A 12824-nucleotide genomic window follows, 5' to 3' on the forward strand; every position below is an offset into this window, starting at 1 on the left:
ACTGGCGCGGCGGTAGTCGTCGGCGCCCGCCCGCAGCCTGCGCCTGGGAGACCGGGTGGGGGTGGGCCCGCCAGACCATCTCACCGACCTCAGGCCGTCGCGGGGGTGCGCAGGGCCGTCGCGATGCGGGCGCGGTGGAAGTCGGCGGTGCCCCAGGCGGTTCGGAGTGCCGCGACCCTGGTCAGCCACAGCGACAGGTCGCATTCGGCGGTGTAGCCGATGGCGCCGTGTACCTGCAGGCCGGCGCGCGCGGCACGGTGGGCGGCATCGCCGCAGGCCACCAGGGCCGCCGACACATCGCGCGCGCGGTCGGGCGTATCGAGCGTCAAGGCGGCCCGGTACACCAGCGGTTCGGCCAGATCCAGGGCGATCAGCACATCGGCGAGCTGCTGCTTCACGGCCTGGAATTCGCCGATCACCCGGCCGAACTGCTTGCGCTGCTTGGCATAGGTGGTGGTCTGGTCGAGGATCGCCCGGCCCGCGCCGAGCAACTGGGCGGCGCACGCGAGCACACCGACGTCGAAGGCATAGTCGATGGCGTCCTCGACGTCCTCGGCCACGGTTTCGCCGGCAACGACCCGGAAAAGCTTGCGTGCCGGGTCGATCGAAGCGATCGGCCCGGACCCTGCGCCGTCGGTGGGTTCGTGGCCGGGCCTGCCGACGGCGACCCGCCTACCTTCGGCGACGAGCACCAGCTCGGTGGTGCCGGCATCGAGCGCGATACCCGGCTGCGCCCGATCGAACCCGACGGTCCCGAGTAGCGCACCGGTTGCGAGTTCGGGAAGCCAGCGCTGTGCAGCCGCGGTATCGGGAAGACGTTGTAGCAGTGCCGGGATCACCGCGGCGGACTCGATCACCGGACCCGGCGCCGCGGCCCTGCCCAGCTCGATCATGGCGACCACGAGGTCGACGGCGGTGGCGTCGGCGCCGTCGTACCGCTCGTCGACGATCAGGCTGAAGACGCCCATCTCGGCCACCTGCCGCAGCAGCGCGGTGCCCTTGGCGGTGTCGCCGTCGGCCCAGGCACGGACCGCGGCGGGCACCTGCCCGGCGTCGAGGACCTTGCGCAGTTCGGTAGCGAAGTCCAGCTGTTCGGTGGCGAGTGCGAACCTCATCGCAGAACTCCTGTGATCGAACGGATGGCGGCCCGGCAGGTGGCCTGGCGGCTGGGGGTGGTCGGTGGGCCGACCGGGCGGATGCGCGCGCCCGGTCCGGTGCCGTTCATCGCTTGCTCTCCCGCGGCAGGCCGAGGATGCGCTCGGCGATGATGTTGCGCTGGATCTCGTTGGTGCCGGCGTAGATCGGGCCCGACAGCGAGAACAGGTAGCCGTCGGTCCACCGGCTCTGCTGTTCGGCGGCGGCGCCGAGCAGGTCGAGGCCGGTCTCGTGCATGGCGATGTCGAGCTCGGACCAGAACACCTTGGTGATCGAGGATTCCGCGCCGAGCTGGCCGCCTTCGGCCAGCCGGGTGACGGTGCCGAAGGTGTGCAGGCGATAGGACTCGGCCCCGAGCCAGGCGTCCACCACGGCATTGCGCGCGGCGGTGTCGGTGGGTTCGGCGGTCCGCGACCACAGGTCGATCAGGCGCTCGGCGGTGGCGCTGAACCGGCCGGGGCTGCGCAGCGACAGGCCACGCTCGTTGCTCGAGGTGGCCATGGCGACGCGCCAGCCCTCGTCGACCCCGCCGATCACGTCCTGATCGGGGACGAACACGTCGTCGAAGAAGATCTCGGCGAAGCCGGGCTCGCCGTCGAGCTGGGGAATCGGGCGCACGCTCACGCCGTCGGCGGTGAGCGGGAACATCAGGTAGGTGAGCCCGTGATGGCGCTGTGCTTCCGGATCGCTGCGGAACAGGCCGAAACCCCAATCCGCGAACGCCGCACGCGAACTCCATGTCTTCTGGCCGTTGAGTAGCCAGCCGCCCTCGGTGCGCCGGGCGGTGGAGCGCAGGCTCGCCAGGTCGCTGCCCGATTCGGGCTCCGACCAGGCCTGGGCCCAGATGTCGTCGGCCCGTGCCATCCGCGGCAGAATCCGGGCCAGTTGTTCGGCGGTGCCGTGCTCGAACAGGGTGGGCGCGAGCAGGAAGATGCCGTTCTGGCTCACCCGGCCAGGAGCGCCCGCCGCGTAGTACTCCTGCTCGAAGAGCACCCACTCCAGGATCGAGGCGTCGCGGCCGCCGAACTCCGCGGGCCACGACACCGCCGACAGCCTGGCATCGGCAAGCGTGGCCTCCCACTCGCGGTGCGCCTCGAATCCGGCCTTGGTGTCCATCGATGGCAGCGGTTCGCGCGGGACGTTTGCGGCGAGGAAGTCGCGCACCTCCAGCTGGAACTCCCGGACTGCGGGGTCGATATCGAGATTCATGAAATTTCCTTCATCGAGCGGGCGTTCATCCCGCCGAGCGAATCGGCGCCGACTTCGGCGTTGTGAGCGTGCGCGAAATGGTGCAGCCCGAAGACCGAGTCCATGCCGGAGCGCATCCCCATCAGGTCTTCGGCCTGGTTGACGGCCTTCTTGGTGAGCGCGAGGCCGAATTGCGGCATGGCGGAGATCTTCTCGGCCAGCGCCATCGTCTCGGTTTCCAGTTCCGCGCGCGGCACGACCCGGTTGACCATGCCCCACTCCTTGGCCTTGGCGGCGTCGAAGCGGTCGCCGGTGTAGAGGAATTCCTTGGCCGCGCGCGGACCCATCACCCACGGATGCGCGAAGTACTCCACGCCAGGAATGCCCATCCGGACGACCGGGTCGGAGAAGAAGGCGTCGTCGGAGCAGACGATGAGGTCGCACACCCAGGCCAGCATCAGACCGCCCGCGATGCAGGCGCCCTGCACCATCGCCACCATCGGCTTGGGGATCTCCCGCCAGCGGCGGCACATACCGAGGTACACCTCGGACTCGCGGGCGAAGCGCTGGTCGCCGCCCGCGCGGTCGAGGTGGTCCCACCACAGCGCGGCCTTGTTCTCGTAGTGCACATGGTGGTCACGGCCCGGCGTGCCGATGTCGTGGCCCGCGCTGAAGTGTTTCCCGTTGCCCGCCAGCACGATCACCTTGACCTCGGGGTCCTCGACAGCCCGCGCGAACGCCGCGTCGAGGGCGTAGGTCATCTTCGAGTTCTGCGCGTTACGGAACTCTGGCCGGTTCATGGTGACGACGGCGACCGATCCGCGCACCTCATAGGTGACGACCTCGTCGGTTTCGGAATTCACGACTTCTCCTCACGTAGCTCGCGCTTGAGCACCTTGCCCGCCGCGCTGTAGGGCAGCTGGTCGCGGAACTCCACGAACCGGGGCACCTTGAAATTGGCCAACTTGCTCGCGGCGAAGTCGAGTACCTCGTCCGCGGTCAGCGACGAGCCGGTCTTGCGGACGACGACGGCCTTGCCGACCTCGCCCATCCGCTCGTCCGGTACGCCGAACACGGCCGATTCGGCGACGCCGTCGAGCCGGGCGAGGGTCTGTTCGATCTCGGCGGGGTACACGTTGAACCCGCCCGTGATGTACATGTCCTTGAGCCGGTCGGTGATCTTGAGGTAGCCGCGCTCGTCGACGACCCCGATATCGCCGGTGTGCAGCCAGCCGTCGGCGTCGACGGCCTCGGCGGTGGCCGCGGGATCGTCGAGGTAGCCGATCATCACGTTCGGTCCGCGCAGCAGGACTTCGCCCGCGTCGGAGAGTCGCAGTTCGAAGTCCGCGATGGGCCCGCCGCAGGTGTTGGCGATGGTCACGGCGTCGTCGTCGGGGCGGCACATGGTGCCGAAGCCTGCCGATTCGGACAACCCGTAGGCGGTGATGACCACCTCGAAGTCGAGGTCGTCGCGCATCCGCTCGATCAGCACCACCGGCACGGTGGCCGCGCCGGTCACCGCCACCCGTAGTGAGCTCAGGTCGTGTTCGCCGCGCCGTGGGTGTTCGAGGATGGTCTGGTAGATCGTCGGCGGACCGGTCAGCACGGTGATCCGTTCCGACTCGATCATGGCGAGGGTGGCGGGCACATCGAAGGTGGCCTGCGGCACGATCGTGGCGCCGGTGACCACGCAGGCGAGAATGCCCGCCTTGTAACCGAAATTGTGGAAGAACGGCGGGATGATCAGGTAGCGGTCGCCCGCGCGCAGCGTCGAGCACTCGACCCACCCGCGCACCACGCCGAGCGCCTGCCGGTGCGCGACGAGCGTGCCCTTGCTGCGGCCGGTGGTGCCGGAGGTGAACAGGATGTCGGCGATGTCGTCGGGGGACACCTGCGCGGCGCGCTGCTCACCCGCCTCGGCGGAGACATCGGTCGCGCGGTCGAGCAGTTGCGACCACGTCAGCACCGCCGTGTCCGGCCCCGCGCTCGCGGGCAGCGCCGTCGACGGTGTGCCGTCCTCGACCGGGATCACCACCACGGTGCCGATGCCGAGGTGATCGGCGCTGTCGAGGAGCTCGGCGGCCCGGTCGCGCCCGAGGAACGGGCCTGCGACGAACAGCGCCTTCGCGTCGACGCGGGCGAGCACGTCGGCGGCCTCGGCCACGACATAGCGGGTGTTCAGCGGGACAAGGGCGGCGCCGACCGAATGCGCGGCCAGCGCAGCGACCACCCAGTGGTGGGTATTGGGTGCCCACATGGCGATCCGGTCGCCGGGCGCGATGCCACGCGCGATCAGCGCGCGCGCCGCGATCCTGACCTGATCGAGCAGTTCCGACCAGGTCAGCCGGGTCGCGCCGTCGAGCAGCGCCGGCTCGTCGGGATGCGCCGCGGCGACGTCACGCAGTGCCTGCGGGGTGGTCTGTGCAGGGGTTCTCACGAGGTCCTCACCAATCGGCTAACAAAGCAAGTGCTTGGTAGGTTATCCTACCGAGGTGGGCGTGATCCAGACCTCAGATTCCGATACCGCGACCTCCGACGCGGAGTTTTGCGCGGAAATACGCGACTGGCTGGCCGAAAACCTGTCCGGAGAGTTCCGTGACCTGCGTGGCACCGGTGGGCCGGGGCGCGAGCACGAGTTCTTCGAGGAGCGGCTGGCGTGGGACCGGCATCTCGCCGCGGCGGGCTGGACCTGCCTCGGCTGGCCGGTCGAACACGGCGGGCGCGGCGCGAGCGTGCGCCAGCAGGTGATCTTCCACGAGGAGTACGCCAAGGCCGACGCGCCGGCGCGGGTCTCGCACGTCGGCGAGGAACTGCTCGGCCCCACCCTGCTCGCCTTCGGCACCGAGGAGCAGAAGCGTCGCTTCCTGCCGGGCGTGCGCACGGTGAGCGAGCTGTGGTGCCAGGGCTACTCCGAGCCGGGCGCCGGTTCCGACCTGGCCGCGGTGAGCACCACCGCGCGCCTGGACGGCGACCGCTGGGTGATCAACGGCCAGAAGATCTGGACCTCGCTGGCGCACGTGGCCGACTGGTGCTTCGTCATCGCGCGCACCGAGAAGGGGTCGAGCAGGCACAAGGGCCTGTCCTACCTGCTGGTGCCGATGAACCAGCCGGGCATCGAGGTACGCCCGATCGAACAGCTCACCGGCACCTCCGAATTCAACGAGGTGTTCTTCGACGACGCCGTCACCGAGGCCGGCCTTGTCGTCGGCGAACCGGGCGACGGCTGGCGCATCGCGATGGGCACCCTGACTTTCGAGCGCGGCATCTCCACGCTCGGCCAGCAGATCCGCTTCGCCCGCGAGCTCGCCGATATCGAGGCACTGGCCCGCCGGACCGGCGCGGCCGAGGACCCGATCGTCGCCGACCGCATCGACCGCGCCTGGGTGGGCCTGCGGGTCCTGCGCGCGCACGCGCTGCGCACCATGAGCGAGGACACCCACGACGCGGGCGGCGCCTCGGTGTCGAAGTTGTTGTGGGGCAACTGGCATCGCGAGCTCGGCGAACTGGCCATGGCGGTGCAGGGCGCCGCCGGGCTCGTCCTCGGTCCCGACGACATGACCGCATGGCAGCGGCTGTACCTGTTCAGCCGCGCCGACACGATCTATGGAGGTTCGAACGAAGTGCAGCGCAACATCATCGCCGAGCGGGTGCTCGGTCTGCCGCGGGAGGCCCGCCCGTGACCGGTCCACTCTCCGCCGCGCCCCCGTCCATCCCCGGTCACGGTCTGCTGACCGGCCGTAAGGCCGTCATCACCGCCGCGGCGGGTACCGGCATCGGCTCGGCCACCGCCCGCAGGTTGCTCGAGGAGGGCGCCGATGTGGTCGTCTCCGATTGGCACGAGCGCAGGCTCACCGAGACCGCCGAACTGCTGGCCAAGGAATTTCCCGAGCGCAAGGTCGGCGCGGTCGTCTGCGACGTGCGCGACACCGCGCAGGTGAACCAGCTGCTCACCGATGCCGCCGCCGAGCTCGGCCGGATCGACGTCATGGTCAACAACGCGGGCCTCGGTGGCGAGACCCCGGTCGTCGACATGACCGACGAGCAGTGGGATCAGGTCCTCGACATCACCCTCACCGGCACCTTCCGCTGCACCAGGGCCGCGCTCGGCTATTTCCGGTCGGCAGGCCACGGCGGCGTGATCGTCAACAACGCCAGCGTGCTCGGCTGGCGCGCCCAGCACGGCCAGGCCCACTACGCCGCGGCCAAGGCCGGCGTGATGGCGCTGACCAGGTGCAGCGCGGTGGAGGCCGCCGAGTTCGGGGTGCGGATCAACGCCGTGGCGCCGAGCATCGCGCGGCATCCGTTCCTGGACAAGGTGAGCTCATCGGAGCTGCTCGATAAGCTCAGTGAGCGCGAGGCCTTCGGTCGCGCCGCGGAGCCGTGGGAGGTCGCGGCCACCATCGCGATGCTGGCCAGCGATTACACTTCGTACCTGACCGGCGAGGTCGTCTCGGTGAGCAGCCAGCGCGCATGACCGCGCACAGCTCGCCAAGCAAGTGCTTGGTTGTACGATGTCCAAGGTGACCGCACCCGACGCCAAACGTAACCGCCGCGCCGAACTCCTCGACCTGGCCGCGAACCTGTTCGCCGAACGTGGCCTGCGTGCCACCACCGTGCGCGATATCGCCGACTCGGCCGGGATCCTCTCTGGCAGTCTCTACCACCACTTCGACTCCAAGGAGTCGATGGTCGACGAGATCCTGCGCGGCTTCCTCGACGACCTGTTCGGCCGCTACCGCGAGATCGCGACCTCCGGCCTGAGCTCGCGCGAGACGTTGGAAGCGTTGGTGACCGCCTCCTACGAATCCTTCGACCGGCACCATGCCGCCGTCGCGATCTACCAGGCCGAGGCCAAGAACCTGCGCGACGTCGACCGTTTCGGCTACATCCGCGACTTCAACACCGAGTTCCGCGAGCTGTGGCACAAGGTGCTCACCGCCGGTGTGGCCGACGGCAGCTTCCGGCCCGAACTCGACGTGGAACTGGCGTTCCGCTTCCTGCGCGACACCGTGTGGGTGGCGGTGCGCTGGTACACCCCCGGCGGTCCCATCTCCGTGCAAAGCCTCGCCCAGCAATATCTGACCATCGTGCTCGACGGGCTCACCGTGCCCGCGAGCGCACCGAAGTAGGAGTACCCATCATGACCGAGCGCCGCCCGTACACCCCGCTTCGGGACGCCTATGTAGTCGATGCCGTCCGCACCGCGGTCGGCAAGCGCGGTGGCGCGCTGGCCGGAGCGCACCCGGCCGACCTCGGCGCCGCCGCGCTGCGCGGCCTGATCGAGCGCACCGGCGTCGACCCGGCCGCCGTCGACGACGTGATCGTCGGCTGTGTCGACAACATCGGCCCGCAGGCGGGCAATATCGGCCGCACCATGTGGCTGGCCGCGGGCTACCCCGAGTCGGTGCCCGGCGTCACCGTCGACCGGCAGTGTGGGTCAAGCCAGCAGGCGATCAACTTCGGCGCGCAGGCGATCATGAGCGGCACCGCCGAGGTGATCGTGGCCGCGGGCGTGCAGAACATGAGCGCCATCCCGATCTCGGCCGCCATGCTGGCGGGCAAGGAGTACGGCTTCGAGTCGCCGTTCGTCGGCGCCACCGGCTGGGACACCCGCTACGGCACCGGCGAGGTCTCGCAGTTCCGCGGCGCCGAACTGATCGCCGAGAAGTGGGGTATCAGCCGCGAGGACATGGAGCAGTGGGCGCTGCGCAGCCACGAGCGCGCCCGCGCCGCGATCGCCGAAGGCCGCTTCGAGTCCGAGATCGTGCCGGTCGGTGACTTCACCGTCGACCAGGGGCCGCGCGAGACCAGCCTGGAGAAGATGGCGTCGCTGCAGCCGCTGACCGAGGGCAGCCCGTTGACGGCCGCGGTGGCCAGCCAGATCTCCGACGGCGCCAGCGCGACGCTGCTCGCCTCGGAGTGGGCCGTCAAGGAGTACGGGCTCACCCCGCGCGCCCGCATCCATCACGTCAGCGCGCGCGGCGCCGACCCGATCTTCATGCTGAGCGCGCCGATCCCGGCCACCCAGTGGGCGCTGGAGCAGACCGGGCTGAGCATCGATGACATCGACGTCATCGAGATCAACGAGGCCTTCGCGCCGGTAGTGCTGGCCTGGATCAAGGAGATCGGCGCCGATCCGGCCAAGGTGAACGTCAACGGTGGCGCCATCGCGCTCGGCCACCCGCTCGGCGCGACCGGCGCCAAGCTGTTCGCCACCCTGCTCAACGAGCTCGAGCGGGTGAACGGGCGCTACGGTCTGCTCACGATCTGCGAAGGCGGCGGCACCGCCAATGTGACGATCATCGAACGGCTCGGCGCGAGCGAGTAACTCGAGGTAGGCCAGCTGACGGTCCGGTGCCCGCTTCCGGCACCGGGCCGTCGCGCGTGCGCGGCCTTGGTACGCGCGCTTGCGAGCGGACGATCTATCCCTGACACTGGGCGGTTGCTCATTTCGCCGCGGTAACACGTTGGCGCGGCGGGTAAGCCAGATGCTGAGGCGGCGCCGGAAAGGCGCCGTCCGAGAAACAGGGAACAGGAAATCTGAATGGGTTACCCACAACCGCCCAATCCATATCAGGGTCAGCCGTATCAGGGTCAGCCGATGCCAGGTCAGGCCTACCCGCAGGGTCAGCCGATGCCCGGCCAGCCGTACCCGCAGGGGCGCCCGATGCCGGGCGGGTCTTATCCGCAGGGGCCCATGCCCGGCTATCCGCAGGGGCAGCCCGGTCAGCCGTACCCCCAGGGTGGGCCGCAGTACGGTGCGCCGGGTGGCTACGGTCAGCCGCCGCGTCCGTCCGGCGGCAACGGCGGCAAGATCGCACTCATCGCCGGTGGTGCGGTCGTGTTGATCGCGGTCGCGGTCGGTGGGCTGTTCCTGTTCGGCGGGGGTGGTCCGTTCGGCGGTGGCGGTTACGACACTCCGCGAGAGGCCGCGCAGGCGTGGGTGGATAAGAAGGGTGATCTCGAGGATCTGGTGTGTGCGGCTGATCGGGAGGAGATCGCGAACTACCCGGGGCTGAGTCTGGCGACGCCGACCGAAACCCCTTCTGGTGGTAGCAATCTCCCGAAGTCGACAACGACATTGAAGAGCGTGGATGTCGCGTCCGGGAGCAGTTCCGGGACGTTCACCACGACTATGACCATGGACTTTCTCGGTACCGAAACCACATCGACCGCGACGTACAAGTTGGTCGACGAGGACGGCGGCTGGAAGGTGTGTGGAATCCTCAACCCGGTCATCGAGACAGAATGAGGTGGTAGCCGGCCCAGGCGCCGACCGGCGCGACGGTCGGCGGGTCGCAGGTACTCGATCCGGCCCGCCGACCGCTGTCTCGTTCACCACCAATACGTCACGACATCCCAGCGCTGCAGGGTGCCAGGGAAATCGCAGTGGGCCCAGGACTGCTGGCCGTCCCATGCGATGTGACCCCGGCGCTCGTAGGTGGCCCAGCTGCTACCGAACCATGCCCACCAGTGCCTGCATTCGATCCGCACCTGATGCCGTACCGGCCAGAAACACTGCGAGTACGCCGACGTGTTGTTGACCGCGTGTGCCGCGCATCCCGGCTGCCACGGCTGTGCCTGTACCGGCCCAGCCCCCATCACCGCCCCCGCGCCGAGCAGCACAGCCGCCGACGCGCTCACCATCACCTTCTTCGCAATCGACCTCATCTCGTCCTCCCACCAGCGTGGGGGCACGTCGCCCGACCCCGCGGCCGGGCCTGGCGCGCCTACTCGGAACCTGGTGCCACCGCGGAATCCGCGAAACCACCCTTACGTGATTTACATCACATATCAGACGGCTATCGTTACCGGTCGCAGCGGTCGGTGACCTGGTGCGGCCCCGGCATACGATGGACCGGGTGAAGGTTCTCGGTGCGTGCCCGCTCGACTGCCCCGACGCGTGCTCGTGGGTGGTCTCCGTCGAGGACGGGGTGGCGACCGGCCTGCGCGGCAACAAGGACCATCCGGTGACCCGCGGCGCGCTGTGCGTGAAGGTGAACCGCTATCTCGAGCAGGTCGGTGCCCCGGATCGGCTGCGCTACCCGCTGCGCCGGGTCGGGCCGAAGGGATCAGGCCGGTTCGAGCGGATCAGCTGGGACGACGCGCTCGACGAGATCGCCACCCGGCTCACCGGCATCATCGACGAGTTCGGCGGCGAGGCGATCTGGCCGTTCCACGGCACCGGCAGCCTCGGCTATCTGCAGGGGATGGAGGGGTTCCCCGGTCGGCGGCTGTTCAATGTGCTCGGCGCCTCGCACCACGTCCCGACGATCTGCTCGGTGGCCGGGAGCGCGGGCCTGGGTTACACGCTCGGCACCGCGGGCGGGATGGATCCGGAGGATCTCGCGCACGCGAAGCTGATCCTGCTCTGGGGCACCAACCCGCTCACCTCCGGGCATCACCTGTGGAAGTTCGTGCAGGACAGCGGCGCCTATCTGGTCTCGATCGATCCGGTGCGCACCAGAACGAGCGAGCGGTGCGACGAGCACATCGCACCGCTGCCAGGTACCGACGCCGCCCTCGCGCTCGGGCTGCTGCACGTGATCGTCGGGCTCGGCGCCCAGGACGACGAGTACATCGCCGAGCACACCGTCGGCTGGCCCGAATTCCGGGACCGCATCATGGAATTCACCCCGGAACGCACCGCGACCATCACCGGCGTGCCCCGTGAGCGGATCACCGCGCTCGGCGAGCGGATCGCCCGCACCAGACCCACCGCCATCCGCGCCTCACAGGGCATGCAACGGCACGCGGGCGGCGGGATGGCGTTGCGGGTGCTGGCCTGCCTGCCCGGAGTGACCGGCGACTGGGCGATTCGCGGTGGGGGACTGCACTACTCGACCAGCGGACACTTCCGGCTCGACGTCGCGGCGCTCACCCGCGACGACCTGCTCCCGCATCCGGTGCGCACGCTGACCATGACCCGGCTCGGCGAAACCCTGCTCGACACCGAGAACCCGCCGGTCAAGGCGCTGTTCGTGATCGCGGCCAACCCCGTCGGCTCCAATCCCGACCAGCGCAGGGTGATCGAGGGCCTGTCCCGCGACGACCTGTTCACGGTGGTGCTCGAGCATTTCGGCACCGACACCGTCGACTACGCCGATATCGTGCTGCCCGCGACGATGCAGCCCGAGCATCTCGATGTGATCGCCGGATACGGCCATCTCTACCTGGTCTGGAACGAGCCGGCGGTGCGACCGCAGGGCGAATGCCTGTCCACCACCGAGACCTTCCGCAGGCTCGCGCGGCGACTCGGCCTGACCGATCCCGCACTCTTCGACTCCGACGAGGACCTGGCCCGGCAACTGCTGCGCGGCTACGACCTCGACCGGCTCCGAGCCGAGGGCTTCCTGAAGATCCCGCCGGGCCGGGTGCCCGCGGACAAGCTCCACTTCGTCTCGGCACGAGCCGAACTCGACGGTCACGACCCGCTGCCGGGCTACACCCCACCGGCCGACCACGGCGACGGCCTGATCCTGATCTCGGCGGCCTCCCACTACTTCCTGAACACCACCTTCGGCGCCAACCCCGAACTGCGCCGCCGAGCGGGCGAATCCACCATCACCCTGCATCCCGCTGACGCCGCCGCCCGTGGCATCACCGACGGCGCGCCGGTCGAGGTCAGCAATGCCCGTGGCTCGTTCGAAGCCGTCGCCGAGGTGTCCGAACAGGTCAGACCCGGTGTCGCGGCGACAACCAAGGGCCGCTGGGCCAAGTTCACCGGTGGCGCCACCGTCAACGCGACGATCGCTGAACGCGACGCCGACTACGCGGGCGGCGCCGTGTTCCACGACAATCGCGTGCAGGTGCGAACCCGCTGACTCGGCCTGGCCGCGCCGCACCGATCACGTGTGGCGGGAGATGTCACGCTGATGGGAGATGGCCGCCCCACCGCGGCCACGATGATCGGCAACGAAGGGACGAAGTGATGTACCAGCTCATCGGTCGTGCGACCCTCGTCACCGCTGCGGCGACCGGCCTGATTCTCGGCACCACGACCACCGCGTCCGCCGCCACCTCGTTCGGGCCCACCTACACCCTGGCCACCGGCTGGACCTGCGCGGGCCAGGTCGACGGCACCGCCATCCCCGGACCGAGTGATTACAGCGGTCCCGGCGAGGCGGCGGTCTATCTGCGTGGCACCTTCTGGAGCGCGACACCCGGTTCGCACGAGAGCGGGTGCTCGGTCACCGCCACCGTCGAATGGCGCAATCTCGACACCGGCGCGAGCGGCTCGACCGCGACCGTCGTCGTCGGCGGCCCCGCCGGACAGACCGGGCCCGCGGTCGGCGTCCTCCTGCCCACCGGTCCCGGCCGGATCGAGGCCGCGGTGCGCACCACGCCGCTGGCGCACCTGCCTGGCACCACGCAGTTCACCGTGCTCGCGTCCTGAAAAGAGAGCACCGGACCCGGTGCGCACCTCGTGAGTGCGGCACCGGGCCCGGTGTTCGATCGCCCCATGGGGACCGACGGTTGGC

At 69.6% G+C, this 12824-nt stretch carries 12 protein-coding genes; 7 read left to right on the forward strand and 5 right to left on the reverse strand.

The genetic code is table 11. The features are described 5' to 3' along the window. Window positions 1-89: 89 nt before the first annotated feature. From ACFOW8_RS05665 to ACFOW8_RS05680, 4 genes are all read right to left on the reverse strand, one after another. The gene (locus ACFOW8_RS05665) at window positions 90-1115 is read right to left on the reverse strand and encodes an acyl-CoA dehydrogenase family protein (RefSeq protein WP_378546438.1); all 1026 of its coding nucleotides are present in this window, start codon (window positions 1113-1115) and stop codon (window positions 90-92) included. Window positions 1116-1221: 106 nt separating this feature from the next. Continuing rightward, window positions 1222-2364: an acyl-CoA dehydrogenase family protein gene (locus ACFOW8_RS05670; protein WP_378546441.1), complete on the reverse strand. Its 1143-nt coding sequence runs from the start codon at window positions 2362-2364 to the stop codon at window positions 1222-1224. Next, the gene (locus ACFOW8_RS05675) at window positions 2361-3206 is read right to left on the reverse strand and encodes an enoyl-CoA hydratase (RefSeq protein WP_378546443.1); all 846 of its coding nucleotides are present in this window, start codon (window positions 3204-3206) and stop codon (window positions 2361-2363) included. The genes ACFOW8_RS05670 and ACFOW8_RS05675 overlap by 4 nt, the downstream gene beginning before the upstream one ends. Continuing rightward, the gene (locus ACFOW8_RS05680) at window positions 3203-4780 is read right to left on the reverse strand and encodes a FadD3 family acyl-CoA ligase (RefSeq protein ID WP_378546446.1); all 1578 of its coding nucleotides are present in this window, start codon (window positions 4778-4780) and stop codon (window positions 3203-3205) included. Before ACFOW8_RS05680 ends, ACFOW8_RS05675 begins: the two co-directional genes overlap by 4 nt. A gap of 55 nt (window positions 4781-4835) precedes the next feature. Here ACFOW8_RS05680 and ACFOW8_RS05685 point away from each other — a divergent pair, with 55 nt between their 5' ends. The 5 genes from ACFOW8_RS05685 to ACFOW8_RS05705 all read left to right on the forward strand — a co-directional run bounded on the left by ACFOW8_RS05685 (window position 4836) and on the right by ACFOW8_RS05705 (window position 9595). Beyond that, a complete protein-coding gene (locus ACFOW8_RS05685) occupies window positions 4836-6023 on the forward strand; it encodes an acyl-CoA dehydrogenase family protein (protein ID WP_378546448.1) in 1188 nt (395 codons plus the stop codon). After that, window positions 6020-6817, forward strand: coding sequence for an SDR family oxidoreductase (locus ACFOW8_RS05690; protein ID WP_378546451.1), 798 nt, complete (start codon window positions 6020-6022; stop codon window positions 6815-6817). Before ACFOW8_RS05685 ends, ACFOW8_RS05690 begins: the two co-directional genes overlap by 4 nt. Window positions 6818-6854: 37 nt before the next feature. Further along, window positions 6855-7472 (forward strand): TetR/AcrR family transcriptional regulator, encoded by a 618-nt coding sequence (locus ACFOW8_RS05695; RefSeq protein ID WP_378546454.1) that lies wholly within the window; start codon window positions 6855-6857, stop codon window positions 7470-7472. A gap of 11 nt (window positions 7473-7483) precedes the next feature. Beyond that, window positions 7484-8671 carry an acetyl-CoA C-acetyltransferase gene (locus ACFOW8_RS05700; protein WP_378546457.1) on the forward strand — a complete coding sequence of 396 codons (1188 nt, stop codon included), beginning with the start codon at window positions 7484-7486 and terminating at the stop codon, window positions 8669-8671. A gap of 216 nt (window positions 8672-8887) precedes the next feature. Next, window positions 8888-9595: an Rv0361 family membrane protein gene (locus ACFOW8_RS05705; RefSeq protein ID WP_378546460.1), complete on the forward strand. Its 708-nt coding sequence runs from the start codon at window positions 8888-8890 to the stop codon at window positions 9593-9595. An 83-nt stretch (window positions 9596-9678) separates the two neighbouring features. On the opposite strand, the gene ACFOW8_RS05710 is transcribed toward ACFOW8_RS05705, so the two are convergent. Next, window positions 9679-10014, reverse strand: coding sequence for a hypothetical protein (locus ACFOW8_RS05710; protein ID WP_378546463.1), 336 nt, complete (start codon window positions 10012-10014; stop codon window positions 9679-9681). A gap of 182 nt (window positions 10015-10196) precedes the next feature. On the opposite strand from ACFOW8_RS05710, the gene ACFOW8_RS05715 reads away from it, so the two are divergent. Together ACFOW8_RS05715 and ACFOW8_RS05720 are read left to right on the forward strand one after the other, a co-directional pair. Next, entirely contained in the window at window positions 10197-12167 is a 1971-nt protein-coding gene (locus ACFOW8_RS05715; protein WP_378548517.1) for a molybdopterin-containing oxidoreductase family protein, read from the forward strand. A 107-nt stretch (window positions 12168-12274) separates the two neighbouring features. Continuing rightward, window positions 12275-12739 carry a hypothetical protein gene (locus ACFOW8_RS05720; RefSeq protein WP_378546466.1) on the forward strand — a complete coding sequence of 155 codons (465 nt, stop codon included), beginning with the start codon at window positions 12275-12277 and terminating at the stop codon, window positions 12737-12739. Window positions 12740-12824: the final 85 nt, after the last annotated feature.

It is taken from the genome of Nocardia rhizosphaerae (genome assembly GCF_042650365.1).
Taxonomy (GTDB): domain Bacteria; phylum Actinomycetota; class Actinomycetes; order Mycobacteriales; family Mycobacteriaceae; genus Nocardia; species Nocardia rhizosphaerae.

Coding starts and splice junctions, on each gene's coding strand:
- ACFOW8_RS05670 (WP_378546441.1), bottom strand. CDS start 2,364: ATGAATCTCGATATCGACCCCGCAGTCCGGGAGTTCCAGCTGGAGGTG.
- ACFOW8_RS05710 (WP_378546463.1), bottom strand. CDS start 10,014: ATGAGGTCGATTGCGAAGAAGGTGATGGTGAGCGCGTCGGCGGCTGTG.
- ACFOW8_RS05695 (WP_378546454.1), top strand. CDS start 6,855: ATGTCCAAGGTGACCGCACCCGACGCCAAACGTAACCGCCGCGCCGAA.
- ACFOW8_RS05700 (WP_378546457.1), top strand. CDS start 7,484: ATGACCGAGCGCCGCCCGTACACCCCGCTTCGGGACGCCTATGTAGTC.
- ACFOW8_RS05715 (WP_378548517.1), top strand. CDS start 10,197: ATGGACCGGGTGAAGGTTCTCGGTGCGTGCCCGCTCGACTGCCCCGAC.
- ACFOW8_RS05665 (WP_378546438.1), bottom strand. CDS start 1,115: ATGAGGTTCGCACTCGCCACCGAACAGCTGGACTTCGCTACCGAACTG.
- ACFOW8_RS05705 (WP_378546460.1), top strand. CDS start 8,888: ATGGGTTACCCACAACCGCCCAATCCATATCAGGGTCAGCCGTATCAG.
- ACFOW8_RS05720 (WP_378546466.1), top strand. CDS start 12,275: ATGTACCAGCTCATCGGTCGTGCGACCCTCGTCACCGCTGCGGCGACC.